This window comes from Flavobacterium rhamnosiphilum, from assembly GCF_004349195.1.
Lineage (GTDB): Bacteria > Bacteroidota > Bacteroidia > Flavobacteriales > Flavobacteriaceae > Flavobacterium > Flavobacterium rhamnosiphilum.
In genome coordinates, this window is sequence record NZ_SMLG01000001.1 from 447467 (window position 1) to 466542 (window position 19076).

Annotated in this window: 17 protein-coding genes; 1 reads left to right on the forward strand and 16 read right to left on the reverse strand. The window is 31.8% G+C overall.

Going from position 1 to position 19076, the window contains the following annotated elements:
- Window positions 1-20: 20 nt before the first annotated feature.
- The 9 genes from E0I26_RS01905 to E0I26_RS01945 are packed head-to-tail and all read right to left on the reverse strand — an operon-like array spanning window position 21 to window position 11548.
- Window positions 21-731, reverse strand: a complete 711-nt coding sequence (locus tag E0I26_RS01905; protein WP_131914806.1) for a M48 family metallopeptidase — start codon at window positions 729-731, stop codon at window positions 21-23.
- Window positions 731-3952: a type I restriction endonuclease subunit R gene (locus E0I26_RS01910; protein ID WP_131914807.1), complete on the reverse strand. Its 3222-nt coding sequence runs from the start codon at window positions 3950-3952 to the stop codon at window positions 731-733. The genes E0I26_RS01905 and E0I26_RS01910 overlap by 1 nt, the downstream gene beginning before the upstream one ends.
- A gap of 16 nt (window positions 3953-3968) precedes the next feature.
- Window positions 3969-4526 (reverse strand): SLATT domain-containing protein, encoded by a 558-nt coding sequence (locus E0I26_RS01915; protein ID WP_131914808.1) that lies wholly within the window; start codon window positions 4524-4526, stop codon window positions 3969-3971.
- 22 nt (window positions 4527-4548) lie between these two features.
- Window positions 4549-5853 carry a nucleotide-binding domain-containing protein gene (locus E0I26_RS01920; RefSeq protein WP_131914809.1) on the reverse strand — a complete coding sequence of 435 codons (1305 nt, stop codon included), beginning with the start codon at window positions 5851-5853 and terminating at the stop codon, window positions 4549-4551.
- Between the two features lie 31 nt (window positions 5854-5884).
- On the reverse strand, window positions 5885-7129 hold the full coding sequence (locus E0I26_RS01925) for a restriction endonuclease subunit S (protein ID WP_131914810.1): 1245 nt from the start codon (window positions 7127-7129) through the stop codon (window positions 5885-5887).
- Window positions 7130-7154: 25 nt separating this feature from the next.
- Window positions 7155-8537 carry a Fic family protein gene (locus E0I26_RS01930; RefSeq protein WP_131914811.1) on the reverse strand — a complete coding sequence of 461 codons (1383 nt, stop codon included), beginning with the start codon at window positions 8535-8537 and terminating at the stop codon, window positions 7155-7157.
- A gap of 19 nt (window positions 8538-8556) precedes the next feature.
- Window positions 8557-9411 (reverse strand): DNA damage-inducible protein D, encoded by an 855-nt coding sequence (gene dinD / locus E0I26_RS01935; protein WP_131914812.1) that lies wholly within the window; start codon window positions 9409-9411, stop codon window positions 8557-8559.
- A gap of 41 nt (window positions 9412-9452) precedes the next feature.
- The gene (locus E0I26_RS01940; RefSeq protein ID WP_131914813.1) at window positions 9453-10985 is read right to left on the reverse strand and encodes a type I restriction-modification system subunit M; all 1533 of its coding nucleotides are present in this window, start codon (window positions 10983-10985) and stop codon (window positions 9453-9455) included.
- Between the two features lie 5 nt (window positions 10986-10990).
- Window positions 10991-11548 (reverse strand): restriction endonuclease subunit S, encoded by a 558-nt coding sequence (locus E0I26_RS01945; RefSeq protein WP_131914814.1) that lies wholly within the window; start codon window positions 11546-11548, stop codon window positions 10991-10993.
- Between the two features lie 458 nt (window positions 11549-12006).
- Between E0I26_RS01945 and E0I26_RS01950 the strand changes: the two genes are divergently transcribed.
- Complete coding sequence (locus E0I26_RS01950; RefSeq protein WP_131914815.1) at window positions 12007-13302, forward strand: hypothetical protein; 1296 nt, start codon at window positions 12007-12009, stop codon at window positions 13300-13302.
- Window positions 13303-13317: 15 nt separating this feature from the next.
- On the opposite strand, the gene E0I26_RS01955 is transcribed toward E0I26_RS01950, so the two are convergent.
- The 7 genes from E0I26_RS01955 to E0I26_RS01985 form a co-directional block, all read right to left on the reverse strand.
- On the reverse strand, window positions 13318-13815 hold the full coding sequence (locus E0I26_RS01955) for a hypothetical protein (RefSeq protein ID WP_131914816.1): 498 nt from the start codon (window positions 13813-13815) through the stop codon (window positions 13318-13320).
- A gap of 37 nt (window positions 13816-13852) precedes the next feature.
- Window positions 13853-14656, reverse strand: coding sequence for a relaxase/mobilization nuclease domain-containing protein (locus E0I26_RS01960; protein WP_131914817.1), 804 nt, complete (start codon window positions 14654-14656; stop codon window positions 13853-13855).
- Window position 14657: 1 nt separating this feature from the next.
- Window positions 14658-14954: a plasmid mobilization protein gene (locus E0I26_RS01965; RefSeq protein ID WP_131914818.1), complete on the reverse strand. Its 297-nt coding sequence runs from the start codon at window positions 14952-14954 to the stop codon at window positions 14658-14660.
- 139 nt (window positions 14955-15093) lie between these two features.
- Entirely contained in the window at window positions 15094-15963 is an 870-nt protein-coding gene (locus tag E0I26_RS01970; RefSeq protein ID WP_131914819.1) for a toprim domain-containing protein, read from the reverse strand.
- Window positions 15964-16180: 217 nt separating this feature from the next.
- The gene (locus E0I26_RS01975; protein WP_131914820.1) at window positions 16181-17395 is read right to left on the reverse strand and encodes a primase-helicase family protein; all 1215 of its coding nucleotides are present in this window, start codon (window positions 17393-17395) and stop codon (window positions 16181-16183) included.
- A gap of 100 nt (window positions 17396-17495) precedes the next feature.
- Window positions 17496-17729, reverse strand: a complete 234-nt coding sequence (locus E0I26_RS01980) for a helix-turn-helix domain-containing protein (protein ID WP_131914821.1) — start codon at window positions 17727-17729, stop codon at window positions 17496-17498.
- A 103-nt stretch (window positions 17730-17832) separates the two neighbouring features.
- Window positions 17833-19074, reverse strand: a complete 1242-nt coding sequence (locus E0I26_RS01985; RefSeq protein ID WP_131914822.1) for a hypothetical protein — start codon at window positions 19072-19074, stop codon at window positions 17833-17835.
- Window positions 19075-19076 lie beyond the last annotated feature (2 nt).

Sequence of the window (19076 nt, forward strand, 5' to 3'; positions counted from 1 at the left end):
TGCCTCAAATTGATTCAAAATCAAGACAAAGCGTGTTCTAATTTTTCTTTCCATTTTTCCCAATTGGGGGATACCCTGCTCTGTAAATCATAAAAATCTTTGTTGTGATTGTAATGTATCAAATGACATAGTTCGTGAATTACAACATATTCGATACTTCCTTTTGGGGCTTTTATTAATTCTGTATTTAGAATTATTTTACCTGATTTGGTACAACTGCCCCAACGCTTTTGCATTAATCTTATATCTAAAACCGGTTTCTCTATTTTAAATTTTATGAATTTCTCTAACGAACTATTTAACAACTCCTCAAAATGAAAAATTGCTTTTTCCTTGTACCATTCATTTAGTTTTTTTTCTAAATATTCAGGATTCGTTTTTTTAGTTTTCATAATCATTGCACCTCTATAAATCTTTATTTCATTTACAGTATCTTCAATGATTTGCAACTTATATTGTCTTCCTAAATACAAATGTGTTTCGCCATTAATATACTTACGCTCTGGTGTATTTGGTTTGTAACTACAAAAAAAGGCTTGTTGTTTTAATATCCAATTGGCTTTTGTTTTTACTTTTTTATTAATATCAAATAAGCTGGTATCGTTAGGGGCAATAACAGTTACCATACCATCAGGTAATACTTTTATACCTAACGATTTTCTTGTAGCAAAAGACAAATTATATTCAATGCTTTTGCTACCATAACTTACTTGTTGGATAGAATGTACCATTAAATGTATTTTAGTTTGGCAATTTTAATTACTTCTTCTATTAGCTCATCTATTTTATCAAATGAGAATTGCGTTTCGTATTGCTGCTGTTTTTCGAAAAGTAAATCATCTAAATTATTTTTCAATTCTTTCTCAATCTCTGTATTGGTTTGCCAATCAATAATGAGCGTACTATTTTCATAAACTACATTCTTAATGCAATCTTCTATTTCTAAAGCTGCACTGGCTTGTACTTCCTTTGGTTCTGGAGTATTATTGAAACTATTTTCTAAAACCGCATTTATCAGATTGTAAAAAGCAACCGCGTTGGGTTTGTCTTGGATACTATTTGGAACATTGTTTTGTTTTCCGGTAAGGAATTGATTTTCGTATTCTTTGGCTTTTTGTAAATATAATGCTTCGTCAATTCGGTGCTGATGATAATCATTTATGGCTTCCCTAATTAATGTAGATAGGTTTTTGTAGAAGATTGGATCTTCATTCATCTTGACATTAATAGCTTTTACGGTACGCGTTGCAATATGGTCTGCTTTTGCCGCTTTGCCTATCATTTTTTCTACTTCTGCCTCTCGTTTTTCTTTATCAAAAATATTTACGAGTTCGGTTATTTTTAATACTTCTCCGTGGGTTGTAATGTGCTTATCTATTAACTTTTGTACTTGTGGTTCATATTCTTTGTAATCTAAATCATCAAAGTATCTTCGCTTTACATCTACTCTTAACTGCAAGAAAAATTTACTGTCTTTTTTGTATTTATCAATGGTTTTTTCGTTCTCAATATCATTAAACTCAATAGATGCCATTGCTAATTTGAACAAACGGACAAAGGCAGACAACTTTTCATAGAATGGATGTCTGATACTTTCATCACTCAATAATTCAGAATAGGCTTCGGCATCGTATTTGTTTTTTATGGTTTTAAAAATATCCCACAACTCACTGTGTGCTTGTGGCAATTTCTCTATTTCCTTATTGATGTTTATTATTGTTCCTATTAACTCTTCTTGTTCAAAATCATTTAAGCCACTATATGTATTTAGTGCATTGTCCAAATTTTCTAAATTTCCAAAGTAATCAATAATAAAACCATATTCTTTTCCTGGTGCCACTCTGTTTACCCTTGCAATGGCTTGAAGTAAAGTATGTTCTTTTAAACTTCGGGTAATGTATAAAACTTGATTGTTTGGCGCATCAAAACCGGTTAATAATTTATCTACGACAATAATTATTTCGGGTTGTTCCTGTTTTTTAAAAGCACTAATTACTGATTTTTCGTAATCTAATTGCTTCCCATATTTACTCATCATTGCTTTGTAAAACTTCAACACTACATCTTCGTTTTCTTCAAAAGCATCATCGTAATTTTCTCTTGTATCGGGTGCGGAAATCAATACCTCACAACTTACTTTGCCAATTTCTTTTATATATTCTCGGTATTTTATAGCAGTAGTTTTATTGGGTGCCACTAATTGCCCTTTAAATCCAGTACCTTGAATATTATCTTCGAAATGTTCGCTAATATCCCAAGCTCTTGCATAAATGACTTGATCGGCTTTGTTGAGTTGATTTGCCGTACTGTATTTTCTTTTTAGTGCTGTCTTTCCATAAGGCGTAAGTGGCTCGGAAACTTTATCGAAAAAAGTATCCAGCGGCTTTTCATTTACTTCAATTAAGTTATGCCTTCCTTCATAAAGTAAAGGGACTACTGCCTTATCCTCAACCGCATCTGTAATGGAATACACATCGATTAAACCTCCAAATTTATTAGCTGTACTTTTTTCTTTCTTCATCAATGGCGTTCCTGTAAATGCCACAAAACAAGCATTTGGGAAAACCTTTTGCATTTTCACATTAAACGTACCGTATTGGCTGCGGTGTCCTTCATCTATCAACACAAAAATATTAGGTGATGTAAATCCCTCTTTTGATTGGTTTATAGCTGCTTCAAATTTGTGTATCAATGTTGTAATTACAGCATCCGTTGGACTATTGATTAATTCTACTAAATGCTTTCCTGTTTGTGCTTCTTCTACATCAACGTGGCATTTTTGAAATGTCTCCGTTATTTGCGTGTTTAAATCTATTCTATCGGTAACAAGAATAATTTTTGGATTTTTTATTGTTTTTTGGGTTGCGATTAGTTGCGCTAACATTACCATTGTAAGCGATTTTCCACTTCCTTGGGTGTGCCAAATTACTCCACCCGTTCGCTTCCCATTTGCATCTGCAACACTAATTTTTTTAAGTGTTTCCTTTATTGCAAAATATTGTTGGTATCGGGTTATTTTTTTTATTCCATCATCATACACAATGTAATTAAAAATCAAGTCTAAAAGCCTTTGTTTTTGGCATAAACTAAATACTAATTTGTCTTGTTCGGTTACAATTACTTCTTCTTTTTCCAATTGATTAAAATAATGCAATACATTACTAAATCGTTGGTTAAAAATGGCTGTTCGTTCCGTATTAGGCAATTCACTATTTTTTAGTTGTCTAATAGCGTCCCCGTACTGCATTCCCTCTTCTTTAGTTCTAAATACTTCTTTCCATACACTCCAAAACTCTTTTTGCGTGGCTGTGGTTGCATATCTTGCTTCGTTTACCGCTAATGACATTACTAAATTAGAATACTGGTATAATCCTTTTATTCCGTCTTCTTGTTGGTTTCGTAAGTGTTGTGAAATGGCTTGATTTATTGGGTCTTTTATCACATTGCTTTTACATTCAATAACTACCATTGGAATTCCATTGACAAACAAAACAATATCCGGGCGATAGGTGTCATTTCTTTCACTTCGCAAAACTGCGTATTCCTCCGTAACGTGAAATGTATTATTTTCTATATTTTTCCAATCGATGTATTGAAAAGAGAAGCTTTTTTTATCGTTTAGAATGGTTTGTTCTAAACTTTTACCCAAAGTAATTAAGTCATAGAATGCTTGATTTGCTTTTATAAAACCATCCTGAATTGGTAATTCCCGTAAAGCAATTATCGCCGCATTGATGTTACTCTCTGAAAAAGCAAACTCTTTGTCTTTGTATTGAATGCTGTTTATTTTTTCGAGTTGTTTTTTTAAAATTGGTTCCAGCAATACATTACTGGTTCTGCCACCCCGTAACTCCATTGCTTCGTCTGGAGACACGTATTGATACCCCATTTTTATGAGTAATTGCAATGCCGGTATTTGACTGATGTGGTCTTCTATATATGATGGAGTCATAATTCCTACTGATAAATTAATTTGATTTCCTTAAACTTTCAGGTAAAAATTTATCAATTTCCTCATCAGAAAATGTAAATTCTTCATTTTTTTGTAAGGCTTTAGATGCGATTTTATATGCTTTATTTATTGTTTTCGGAGCACCTCTGTACGTATTTACCAATTGCTCGTTAAGTTTATTTCTTTCTAACTGATAATCATTCACATTTTTATTACCAATTCTAATATCAACTAATAATGACAATAATTTTTCTCTAACTTCTAATATATCCAATGCCGCTTGCTTATGTTTTTCTGCTAATGCCAATAAATTATAGTCTTTTGAATATAAAGTTAAACATAACAATGTTGTAGAAAATAATGCTGCAAGAAATTGAAATACAATTCCATCACCAAAAATCAAGACTAATATACTTGTAGTTGTTAATGCTGAGAGTATTACCTCTGTTATTTTCAAGCAATCATTTCTTTCTTTTAAAACATCCGCACATTTTTCATGCGTTTTGTGGGTGTAAACTACTCTTCCGTATATTTCTCTAATTTGAGATTCTAGTAAAGCTATTTGTTCGCTCATGGCTTAGTCTTTTTTTATAAAATTATGCTGAAATGGGTACATCAATTGAATCTTTTGCTATTACTATGTTATTTTTAATAATATAACATTCAACAAAATGTTCACCATTAAAATCTGTGGTTTCAACTATTTGCTCACTTCCAAAATCGCTAGTAATTTGCCCTCTAATACAATTTCTTTTAATGGCTTCATTTCCTCTATTTGTGACTTTCCATTTTACAATATATGGATATGGAATATTTATTTCTGAAATGAAAAACCGAAGTGATTTACCTCTTAATAAAGGGTACTTTTTTATTAAATATTCCCTAAGCAAACCTTCTCTAAAACCATTTTGTTTAACTTCACAATCAATCTCAAGATTATATCTAATTTCGATAGGATATAAATTTTCGATATGCTCCTCATTACTTTTGTATGAAAGATTGAGTGCTTTTGCTTCGCTTTCTTCGTTTTGATATTTAGGGAAATCATTACCATAAATATCTCGCCATTTATTATGCTTTGTTTTATCCGAAGTAGTATCAATAGCCTTACATGCTAGATCATATGCTTTTTTAGATTTTCTCCTAAAAGATTTTCTCACTTTTACACGTTGTTTACTACCTAAAGCTCCGTATTCTTTCTGATCTTTAGGTTGGTCGTATAAATATTTAAAAAAATCTCGACTCATTTCGTCATAATAAACAAAACTTTTAGTATCAAAATAAGTTGTAGAATTTAAGAAATTATATGCTAAAGTATCGATTAACAAACCTCCCATGCAAACACCATGTTTATTCTTCCAAGACCTAGCCATCTTACAAAGTCTTCTAAGATTTTTGTTCTTATTAGGGTCGGCTTCTGTCATAGCATCCATTTCTTTTCTTGGTTTTGTAATCTTCCACGATCCATCACCGTAAGTATCAGGATACTTGTAATCGTTATCCTCTACTTCAAAAACAGGCTGAACATCTATGTGGGTGCCATCTGAAAAACTTACGGTTACAACACATCTATCCACTTTTATATCTGAAGCAGAATATGTTTTTTCAATTGCTTTTTTTGTGTCTTGCAATAGTTTAGTTTGCCCACCACTTTTATTATAATCATCCCACTTAGAATTAGGCATAATGTACAACATGTCTAAATCTGAAATCCCTTTAATCCCGCTATATCTACCATAAGAACCAACCTGTAAACTGTTTGCTGTTGTTGATTCTGTATCACGAAAATATTGATTTAAAGCTTTGGTTATTCGAGCATATCTGCTAGAAATTGTAGTAGCATTATCTTCGATAATTTTAATATTGTCCAGGAATTCTTGAAAGGTTTCAGATGTATTCATATTTTAATGTTGGTTTGGTTAATTTTTTTTTCTACACGGTTCTAATTTTACCGGTTAATAATTGTTGCATCAAGCCTTTTTTCTGCAACTGTAAGGTTTGTAGTTTTTGTTGGTATTGATTTAGTTCTTCAGTGGCTGTATCTAATATTTCAACTATTTCATTTTGTTTATCAATAGTCGATGGTATTTTTATATGAATTTTATAAAGCTCTCGTGGTTGTATTCTTTTTGAACCAGTACCAGTAGAAATGTCTTCAAGTTTTTCAAAAAAATGTACTCTTGAAAAATAATAGAAAATATAGTTTATATTAAAATTTTCATTTACATCAAAAGCAGGGATATCTGAACTACTTTCAAATCCATCCAACTCATTTGGAATAATACCAAACGCTCCTTTATGCAAATTTTGTTTACCATAAATAAATTGCCCAGCTTTTCTTAAATAATATGCAGTCGCTTCATCCATTTCACTTCCTCTAACTCCTCTTTTCTCAATTCCTTTTAGATTCAACCTTACTGTAATTCTTTTATTTACATTTGAATTTATGGCAGGAATTTTACTTTCGATAAATACGCCTTCTAATTTCACTTTTAATTCCCCATTTTCAATTATCAATTTATTCAAAAGTCCTTTATTTCTAATTTTTATATTATCAATAATCGCTTTGCAGTTATCAATAGCAGCATCCCAAGTGGAAAGGATTTTGGCTATTTTTTGTTGTTCTGGAAGTGGCGGGATTGGTAGGTAGAGTTTTTGTAAATCTCCTTGACCAATATTAGTCCTTACTGCTCCTTGACCACTTTGAATAATTTGATTTCTAACTATTTTTGAAAGGAAACAGAATTTTTTGAAATCTAAATCCAATTTGTCATTTTTTGAAACACCACGAATAACAAAACCACCAAAAACTACTTTTTCATCACTTAAATAAACTGCTGATAATCCGACTTCTGATTGAGTTTCAGAAGTTCTATTAAACAAAACATCTCCTTTATTTACAGTGTAATTATCTAATTGTTCTTTTGTAATGAGTACACTTCCTTTTATCATATCAATTGTTATGTAATTATTATAAATAATTTCCATAATATTGATGAATTTCACTCCTTCTCCATAGAATTCTTTTGACGCATTAATTCCGTTCTTGAAATCAAACAAATCACCGAATGAAATTGCCTCCCAATCTTCAGGAATAAGACCAATACAAGTTTGTTTAAAACCGTTTGGTATTTCAGTATTTTGTGTTTGTATCGGGGTTGTAACGGTATCGTTCATGTTAGTTTAATTTTTTAATAAAAAATTATTGATTTTTCACCGAAGATTTAATTTTTTCGAATTGTTTGGAAATCATCGTTTTTACAATAGTCTTGATTTCTTCTTCTGTCAATAATTCGGAATACAGTTTTTTCACAAAATTATTTTTTTCATTGTTGCTTCCGTGGTCATTAATAACATAGCTATATTCATTAAAACCAACGTACAAATCAGAATAGGTACTGAATGTGTTTAATCCATCATTCTTGAAACCGCTATAATATACTTTGAGTTCAATGGTGTGAACTCCCTCAATCGGTTTTAATTCCAATTCATTTAATTCCTCTTTAGAAAGTTTTGACCGATTGATAATATCATCAAACAATTCATCAAAATGCTCTAACTGTTGTGATTTTAAATGTTTGGAATTAATATGGTTTGTGATTTGTTTCTTGGTAAACAATTCATCAAAAGATGCCATTTGGCTCAAAAAAGAAGTAAACAAAGTTTTTAACGTTCTCTGGTATATTTGCGCCACTGCATAGTTGGATTGCGGAAAAACCTCATCTTTTTTAACCAATTGTTTCTTCCACATAGAAATTTCTTTATGCAAATCATCTTCTTCCTCAATATCAATACCCTGAATAGCATTTAAAACTAATTGCTCAGAACGTTCAATTAAACCCGCACAATATTCAAAAAACAATTCTTTAGAACCACCATATCCTTGAATGTCGCTGATATAGGTGTAATAAATCTTACGGTCTTTTTCGTTAATCCAAAACGGATTGTAGCCTAAAGAAATAAGAATAAGATTTGTCAATATTCGAGCCGTTCTTCCGTTTCCATCATAAAACGGGTGAATGTCTAAATATTCCAAATGAAACTCCATTGCAACATCAATTGGATGTGGTGCATTTTTTTTATTTGCATTTATTGCATCAATAGCCGCATTGGTTTTATCTAAAAGTCTGTGGATTCTATCAGCAACTTCTTCTGGAGAAACAAAATCATATCGTTCGCCTTTATGATTGTAAATCATATTGGGTTCTTGTTTCCATTTTCCAATTTTATCTTTTTTGGTTTCATCGTCTTCGTGCATAATTGCCTTATGAATTTCACAAATTCTTTTTTCGGAAAGTCTTAATTCTCCTTTGCCAATGCGTAAAATTTCGATAATTACTTGGTCGTGACCTTGCATTTCCAACACATCTTTTAACGGTTTATCATTAACCGTAAGATTACCTACCATGACACTACGTGTTTCTTCAATAGTAAGTGTGTTGCCTTCCATACTATTGGAATTAAAATTCCACTCCAGTCTGAATTTGTAATTGATTTTCTTTTTTTGCTCAATTGTCAATTCTCCAAAGGCTGCAACTTTTGCTTTTATAGCATCTATTGTAGCTTTTATGTTTTTATAACTCATATTTACGAATGTTTAGACATTAATTATTTTTGTTTTTTGGTGGTGCCAATTTTTTCTTTTCTATATTTTCAATTTTCTTCACACTGTCTTCAACTGGCAGGTTTTCGGGCATTGTTCCTCCCAAGTCTTTTATGGTTTGGCGTACTTTTTTACCTACTTCGAGGTGGGTCTTGTTGGCGTTGCTCTTGCCTTTTACTTTATCACGAATTAGTTTGTCCTCGGCTTGTGTAGCTCGGAATAGGTTGGCTGCTAATTCGGTACTACCCATGTGGTCTAATATCTGTTGGGATTTTTTAAGTCCTTTTTTAGCGTGAATTTCTTTGGCGCCCAATCCGCCATATAAACCCATATAGCCGTGATTTTGAAAAATAGCATAATCAACGGGTTGTATAACTCCAGCTTTCTTTGCTGCTTCGGCAAGTTGCAGGTTGTGTTTTTTGAGTTCGTTGCGCAAGAATAATCGTTTTTCGTCTTCGGTTGGCAAACGGTTATACCCTTCCATTTGCTGAATTTCCCGCATTCTGGTTTGAATAGCAAAATAGGTTTGTCCTTGTGCCACCACTTCTTTTGATGGGTCGGCATTTTGTACAATTAGGTAACACGCAAAACGAGAAAGTTTTACGCTTTCCATTTCTCTTTTTGCACCAGAACCTATAGCAACCATCTCGAGGTAATCCTCGAAATGGTTATCAGTTTCTTGATTACTGTTTTTACAGGCTTCTTTAGCTCTTTCAATTACGGGTAAAAAATGTCTAAATTCAGAATATTCTAAAATTTTAGATAATTTTCTTGCTCCCCAATATTCATTTCCGTCTTTGTCAATTTCTTTGATTTGCTCAAAAATGATATTATTTGTTGTTATTTCGTTTTTCATTTTTTGTTGTCTTAAATAAATTTTAAATTCTATATCTTTTATTAAATCAAATTCAACTCTTTCAAGTAGTTTTCCATTTGGTTTTCTACTTCGGTTAGTTGTTTTTTTAGTACGGTAATATTGGTATGTGTGGCTTTGATATCTACTTCTTCCTCTTCCTCAAATGTATCTACATAACGTGGAATATTAAGGTTGTAATCGTTTTCTATAATGTCTGCAATAGTAGCACGGTAGCTGTATTTGTCTTCTACAATAGTTCCTTTTTCGGTTATTAGTGGTGTTGCGGTTTTAAACGATTTATAAGCCGAAACAATGTGTTCTATATCACTATCTCTTAACTTGTTTTGGTTTTTACCACTCTCAAATTCACGACTGGCATCAATAAACAATACATCTTTATTGTTGGCTTTCCCTCTGTTAAAAATCAATATAGCAGCAGGAATTCCTGTACCAAAAAAGAGATTGGCCGGTAAACCGATTACGGCTTCCAACAAATTTTCATCGATTAGTTTTTTACGAATTTGCCCTTCGCTACTGCTACGAAATAATACACCGTGTGGCACAATAACACCCACTTTTCCCACATCTTCATAGGTGGTTTCTATCATGTGACTGATAAAAGCATAGTCTCCTTTGCTTTTTGGAGGAACACCTCTATGGAAACGGTTAAACTGGTCAGAAGCTGCTGTATCAGCACCCCATTTGTCCAAACTAAAGGGCGGATTTGCCACCACAATATGGAACTTCATTAAATTGTCGTTCTCTAATAGTTTTGGGTTGTTTATAGTATCGCCCCATTCTATTGTTGCACTGTCTTGTTCGTGCAAAAACATATTCATACGGCACAAAGCCCAGGTGCTTCCGTTGTTTTCTTGACCGTAAAGTGAATAGTTTTTACCTTCTATTTCATTGGCCATTTTAATCAACAGAGACCCCGACCCTGCTGTGGGATCACATATTCTATTACCGGGTTGTGGGTCAACCAATTTGGCTAATACTGTACTGACTTCACTTGGCGTATAAAACTCGCCCGATTTTTTACCAGACTCCCCAGCAAATTTTGAGATTAGAAACTCGTAACTGTCACCGATGATGTCATTGCCCTCTAAATGTGAGGGTTGTAAATCTAATGCTGAAAAATCTACTAATAGGTTTTTCATAATAGCATTACGCTGTTTTGTCTGACCAAACACCGTTTCAGAATTGAAAGAAATACTACGAAACACCATTGCTAATTTGCTACGATTGGCATCCTCTAAAGCTGTTAATCCAATATCGATAATTTCGCCAATGTTCGGTTCGCTGCGATTTTCATATAGATAATCGAAATTGCTTATTTCTGGCAATATAAAACGCTCTCTTTGAAGTTGGCGTTGTACCATTTCTTCGTTATCAGGATATTTAATGCGGTATTGCTCTACTTTATCTTTCCAAACATCGGATAAGTATTTTACAAATAATAGTGTAAGTATATAATCTTTATATTGTTCGCTTCCCATTACTGGGCGTAAAGTATCACAAGCTTTCCAAACAATATTGTTGATTTCCCTTTGTGTAATTTTATTCTCTGCCATAGTTCCTAATTTATAATTTTTGAAATTGTTGTTTGAAAAAGTTTTTGCTTTTCTTTGATTAATGTTTCTGTAATTTGAATGTCTTTAAAATACAATTCTTGCAATGCTACCACCTTTTTCTGTTGTTCTAATGGTATCAGATTAAAAGTAAAATCCGCTAATTCGTTTTTACGAATAGAAGGAATTGAACTTCCTGCGCCCGACTGTTGAAAGTGCAATAAATTTTTCGGAAGATTTAATACCGAAACCAAATACCCTGGAATAATTTTAGTTTTATCGGTACGTAAAATAAAAAATATGGAAGATGCAACGGCACTTCCAAACTCTTCTTTATATAATGTTGCGAAAAAACGAAACCCTTTTGCCACAAAAAGAATATCTTCGTTTCGCAAAAGATTAGCCAATGATTTTGGGTTTTCCTCTAAAAAAGTATCATTCTCTCCAATATATTGTCCAAATTCATTAAAATGTTTCGCCTGTAAATAAGGAATAGTCCCGTCTTTACTGGGCTGTCCGTAATGACCGAACTGAATATTTGCTATTTCTTTTAACTTAACTTCCATTTGATTATATTTGTAATGATATTCGTTTCTGGTGCAAAGTTAAGAAAAATAACGAAATATACAAATTTATTTCATTGTAGAGTTATTCTAATTTGAAATTTCAATGATTGGATACTGTTTTGACGACTCTTTCTGAATGTTTTTAAGACTATAAATACTTTTCAATCTATAAATCGAGCTCATTTATCACACTTTATTCAATACCTTTGCTTTTGAAATAAAATAAAATTAATACGCGTAAGCTATTGATTTGGTCAAAGAAAACTCGGAATCTTCTAAACAACCAAAATCGATAGACTTACGCCCATGCCCGATATTGGCGTGGGCTAAGTCTTTCTGGTTGTTGGGTCTCCGAGTACCTCTTTGGCAGTTTGATTTGTGTTCCACGCCTTTTTTATACTATTTATTTACTATTGAAAAGGCAAACATCTGCCTTGCAATCTTAAATATTTATCATAATGAATTTCTCCTGTTTACACCAACAGAACACCAAGTTTAATTTCTTATCTCAGGATGAAATGAACTCCCTAATAAAAGAATATTATGAGGGCAGAGTGGCTATGACTGTACTAAAAGCAAAATACAATCTCCCTATTAACAGTCATTTTGAATCCAATTTTCCTTGGAAAAAATCAGAAGTTGTTTGTGATTTATGTAGTACCCAAATGATTGTAGTTCCGCATCATAGAGATAGAAATCCCAATGATCCGCAATGTCCAAATTGTAGTCACATAAATAAAGAGAATTGCCGTTGTAAAACATGTTGTGAAGTAGAATATCAAGCGTATTTAGAAGATAGAAAAAAACGAGACGAACTTATTTTAAACCAACTTATTCTTGAGGAATCTCAAAAAATAGACTTTAATAAACTTACTAGTGAAGAAAAAATAAGCCTCGGAATACTAGTCCGTGATATGTCTTCAGACTATTTGACTCATATTGTTCCTTTTCGAACAAAAGAGAACTGGAAATACAATAAATCTTTTGTTCTTCCACTTGTCAAAGCAAAAATATTAACGGTGCATCCTGAATCTGATTACGATCACATTAGTGTTAAAAAAAATAAATTTAAAGAAACAATTCTAACGGTTGAATTTCATAAAATGAAATGGAATATCAATGTTTACAAAGACAATTTATCCAATCTTGAATTATATAATTATTTAGCAAATACGGATGACGAACTAAAATTAACCAGAGACGAGATTTTTTTGTACTGGAAAAAGATTGCCAAAGATGAAGCTCTAAAATATTTTGCATATAATTTCAATACGGTTCTCAATATAGAATTCGAACGTGATTTTGCAATAGAAAACTTATTGGAGTATTTAACAAATCATTTCTCTATTGGTCAGATTTATAATTTGATTTGGAAATACACCAACAACACCCTGCGATTCAAAACAGAACAGCGAGTAACAAAAGACCACGTTTCCAATTACTTGCTGAAGTGCATAAAAAATGAAGCCGAAAAAATAATTCAAAATCATTACAAATTAGAGCACTTTGGCAAACCAAAATACATACAGGATAGTTCTTTTTCGGACTTTTTTTTCGATTATATCCTTAGAGCAAACGAACAAGGATACAGAATAACCCCATTAGAGATTTTTGAACGATACAAGAGTGAGTCAGATGAGACACAAGATTTGGGAGAATTTAAGACTGTTGGTGATTATCTCAATACTTTTAAATTTTTATCTGTTAATAAAGAGTCTTTTGAGGATAACGGAGAAGATGATTTACCATGGTAGAGTTTAGAGTAAATCTCACTTGTTCAACCATTTTTTATACTTATTCTTGAGTTGATTATCATTTAGAAACTCAACAAATTTCGCTTCATTTTTATGCCGAAGTGCTTCCGATTCTAAGAGAAGCGTTTCGGCTTTTTCTTTTCGGAAATAATGTTTAAATGACAAATAAGAAGTAGTTACTGTAACCAAAAACATAAAGCCAATCATAATACTAAAACGAAAGAAAAAACTATCCTTTTGCATTCTCTCGTTCTCTAGATCCTTTGCATGATTATTCAAAACTGTATTGATTCGAAAAGTCATTTCTTCTAAAACAGCAATGTGTTTATTGTTAATCGTTTCTAATGGCTTAAAATTAATTTTCGGTTCAAACTGATTAAAAATTTCTATTTTTTTATTTAATCCATCACTTACTTTTTGAAGTGATTCCGTGTTTTTTTCTATTTTTTCAATTTGATCAATGAATACTGATAGGCTATCCGCTATTTTTGGTTGTGCTTTTTTATAGGTCATTTTTTGTGATTTAAAGTTATTATTAAGTTGTGAAGTTTTAATACCCCATATCCCTATCTCTGCTTGCAAGTTTTGCGACTTTTACTATTGCCTGCAATGGAGCCAGTGGTTGCATCATGGCGGTTAATCCCAAGTGTCTGTGAATTTCGGATGCTTTGAAAACTTTACTTGTTATAGAGTCTATTAATTTATGTCCTTGTACCTTTCCTTGTTTGTTTATCACGGATTCTACTTTCACACCAAGTCCTTTCATGGCAGATTGATACTCTTTAAAACCTTGCGGATTAGTATTCATTACCGATTGATGTTTCTTAAAAATATCTCCTCTGAGGTCTTTAAAATTTCCTTTCTGTTGTTCAATGCTTTTTATATTATCGATCATTTTCTCTTTAGCCGAAACCAATCCTCTGTCTTTGGCTATTTCGTGGGCTGCCCATTGTCCTTTTTTGCCAATGTGATGGTCTGAAATAAGTTTTCCATTCGGTTGTACCCTGTTTGCAATAATATGAATGTGCTTATGTTGTTTCTCCGTGTGTACGAATGCAATATACTGCTGCTTTTGAGGGTCAATCCCTAGCTTATTTAAATATTCTCTCGTCATTTCTTTTAAGTCTTTATTAGATAGTTTCGCTCCGTCTTTAATATCAGGCGACAATACCATACTGAAAGTTTTATTAGACGCTCTTTGGTTCAAATCCTGAATCATTTTCATTTCCTCCATTATTTCCTTTGGATTGTCACCACAAAGTAAATTTCTATCCAGTTCATACCCTTTTTCTTCATCTATTACATAATTGGCAAGCCCTCCGCCTCCGCTACAAGCTTTTGCAAGTCCTATCATATCATTTGAATTTTATTAAATGTTCCCGTATTTGCTTACTTGCTTCCAAGGTTTCTTTCTTGAAACCATCTACATCCCCTAATTTGAAAAGATTGGATATTCGTCTAAAATTATCAGCATATTTGGACAGTAACTGGTAGCATTCTATTTCTTCCGCTGTTAATTTATGAGATAGTTTATAATCAAAAACCAATCCTCTCATAAGCTCAGAAACAGTTACACCACTATCTTCCGCTTTCTTTTTTATGATGAGATTTTCTATTTTTGAAACTCTAAATTTGATAAGGTCATTCTTCATTTTGAAGTTTTTTAATTGAAAATTAAAATTTCTATCGAGCACTGCTCTTCCTTTTTTTGCGACCAACGGGAGAAAAAACGAGTGGCCAATTTGGTGCAAATGCGAAGCAATTTGTGACCACATTGGCACATCTCGATCATTAACACTTAATTCGCTCCTTTAAAACTATCGTCTTTAACCAATCATTTAAGTCCTCATACTCTCGATACAATTTTCTGCAATCCACCGCCTGTTCAAATTGTTTTCTGATTAATTCGGTATAATTATTTCCTGCATCATCATTATCCAAATACAATTCAATAGAAGTATAATTCATTAAAACCGGAACATTCTTTAACAATAATGCAACCGAATTTAAAATCAAATAATCCGACTCTTCCTTCCTTAAATTTTCTCTAACCTGAACAAACGATAAATAGTCAAAAAAACCTTCATAGATTCTTAGTGTTTTTGATTCGTTGGTGATTAGTGTTATGTCTTTCTTTCCCAAGCAGATTTTCGCATATTTAGATCTGATTTCCCAACCCTCACTATTATTTTGAAACCCAATTCCAAAGTAATCTTTGTCGTTGATCGTATAATGAATTTCTTTAAGTTGCTTCACTTCTTTGTAATTCATTATTTGCCGACTTTCAAGATATTGCACTAAGGCTATGTGTTGAATCGGAATTGTTTTATTGATGAAGTTATTTTGCCTTTTTTCTGGATTGGAATAATCTAAAATTTGCTTTTGAAAAGAAAAATCACACTCAAATGGCTTTAGATATTCTAATGCTTCGGAAATTGAAAATCCGAATTTATGAACCAAGAAATCGATAATATTTCCACCAATCTGTTCTCCATGGTCAAACCATCTGTTCAACTTAAGATTGACCTTAAACGAGGGTGTTACTTCTGTTCTAAAAGGCGACAAGTACCAATAATCATTACCAATAATTTTTAAGGGTAAATGATTTAGTTTTTGAAGTACTTTTTCAATTGATATTTGTCTAGCTTGATTAGAGTTCATGGCTGTGTTTTCTTTTTAGGTTTAAAAATCTTTAAAAAAGTGATGAAATGATGACAAAACCACCGTAGACCAATGTGACAAAGGGATAAGACCGTCATCACTTTGTCATCAGTTCATCACAATTGGGTGTTTTTCATCGCTATTTTGTCATCACTTTTATTTTTGATGACAGAATGATGACAAAATGATGACAAGGCAAAGCCCCGTCAATAAAGGGCTAACCTTCTTTTGTCATCATTTCATCATAATTTAGAGCTAAAAATTCCCTAGAAACAGAATAATACCTCCCTTTACTTGAATTTTGGTAAAAATCCAAGTCATTTGTAATGGTGATTTTCTGATATTGATTGGAGTTGGATTGCTGTTCTAATTTCCAGTTATTTCGAATGATTTTTTTTATTTCAGCAGCATCATATTTGATTCGAAACTTATTGAGAACATTTAATAAATCTGAGAAGCAAAAATGAAACATTTCGACATCTAAACTATCCATGGTATTGATTAGAACATGAGCCAATTCACTCTCCAGTTTATTGCAGTTGAATTTGACTAATTTCTGTAACGCTTTTGTTTTTATTTGATGTGGAGTAAACCACATTCTTGATTTGTTCTCAGTTGATAATTGCCGTTTTGAAAGAAAATAAAGGAAAGCGGGAATTTCTTTTATTAGCTTACTAAGAAAATGAACATCTTCTTTTTCATAACTGTCAATTTTTCGAACCCAAAAACGAATTTCATCAGCATCTATTTTTATAAAGGAGGTTTCATTGTTAGAGCATAAAATAAACTTCCCGAAAAATTCAATTTCTTTTCTGTCTTTCCCTTTTGCTTCAATTTTGTTTACATTGGTCGTAGATAGGTATTTAATCCGTTCTGTGAGGATTTCAGTTTGAAAAAGCACTTCATCTATACAGATTAGTAGTTTAGAAGCCCAGTCGGCATTAAAATTACTTGAAAACGAATCATTGGTAAGGTAGGTAAGGTTGTATTCAAATATTTCCTTGAGCCATTTCAGAAAAGTGGATTTTCCAGTTGCACGTTCCTTGCTAACCAAACAAAGTATGGGTAATATTTGTGTGGGTTTCAAATACAAAAGTTGCAAATAATCGAATCCAATTTCTGTTTGCTCTCCGAAAATGTGAGTGATAAATTTCTTAGTATTCGTAATATCTCCTTCAATGGGGTTTTTACTTAACGAATGATAAGTATTGTAATACCCTTGATGGTTTTTTAGATAAAATTCGAGTCTGTTTTCTGGAAAACAAATAAACCCATCAAAAATTTCTACAACCGAAAGGGCATTTTTACCATGATCTTGCCTAATGAGTTCTGGCGACCATGGTAATAAAATTTCAATGCGATCACCCGACAAAGTAGGGTACAAGGATTTCTTAAAGTAGGTAGTGCCTACTCTTAAATAGTTGTCTTTCATTTATACAATAAGGATTATATCGTATATTTGCCGTATATACAATAGGTTAGAATTTAAGAACACAAAAAAAGCATAGCTGAAGACTGTGCTTTTTTTGTTTTTAAGATCTTATTAAATGTTGATTTTTAGAAGCTACCATAGTAAGTTGCTTTCTACTAAATATTGGGAATCTCCCCAATTGAAAAAATGGGATTTTTCCTTTTTTCTTCCATGTAATAATTGTCTGAACAGTTGTCCCGAATAATTCAGCTACTTGAGCTTGATTTAATCTGTCTTCAATAGGAGGAAACGAGTTTAATTTTACTTCTTCGGAAGGTTTAATTGTAGTTGCCATATTTTCAATGATTTTAATTGATTTTCATTGGCAAACATAAAATGTATTTTGAAAACATTTTTACAAACGCATACAAGTAGCTGATAGCTAGTATGCAAAAGCATTAAATGTCATTTATTTTATCAACCAAACTTCGAGGCAATTCTGAACTATATGACTTGTCTTTCCCGAATCTATCAGAAAAAACATCAGAAATAGTGCTGGCGGATAGCCCTTTTGTATTAAAAAAAGTACTCGTAAGAAATTTAATTTTCTCATAAGAACTGTCCAAAACATTAGTAACAAGGTAATAGCTGAAATATATTAAATCTTTTGCTATTTCTTTTTCATTAATTAATTCGATTAGTTTAATTCTAATAATTTTAATTTGATATTCTTCGTATTTTGGATTAATTTCTGTAAAACAAGAATATAAAACTTCAATTTGATTTTTTGAGATTTTGTTGTCAAAAAAATTAAAAAATGTAAAATACAATTCTTTAAGTTTCTTTTCGTCACAAATATTTACTGACCGTAATAAATATTTTTTATCAATAACAAAATTTCTTTTATTAAAATAGTCCTCTTTATCTATTAAGATTTTTATTTCGTCTTTTGTGATGTATTGATTGTTTTCGTTTTCGAAATTGATTGGTTTTAACTGATTTAAGTAATTAATTTGAGGGATGAAATTCAATTTTAGTCTACTGAAAAAATTCTCTACTGTTAAAAAATATTCTGCTTGATGCATTCCTTCTAGTCTATGTTCTCTATCGTTACTCAGAATTCTTTTAAATTTTGCTAATGCTTCTTTTTTTTTATGTAGTAAGAACATTGAAAGTGCATAATTTACAGGAACATGAGCTTTTTGAATCCCTTCTAAATTACACAGTAAATTACTTTGTAGTATGAAAACATTAATATCTAAGGCTATATTAGAGTAGACTTTGCTCCAAAAACTATTTTTATTTATTAATAGATGTAGATCATATTTTTTTCCAATAACGAAAGCCAAGAAGTCACTTGTGCATAAAGAAATTTTTGCGCACTCTATATCCTTAGAATAGCCAGACTCAATCTTTCTTTCCCAAAAGAATTTTTCCTTTTCTAATACAGATAAAAAAATGTTCGTGTTGGGTAAATCATTGGTTAAATCAACTAATAATTCTACTTCTTTATAATTTAAATGGTTTTTCATTTCTGTTATAATCCAGTAATAGTCTGAATTATCGTTAGATTCTGAAATAGATTTTAAATTATCAACTATCTGATCATATGCAGACTTAACAATTAAAATATTTGTTTTTATTTTTGCTTCAAGGAGTCCACTTTTACCCATTTGTTTAAGAAAATTTAAAATCTCCATAT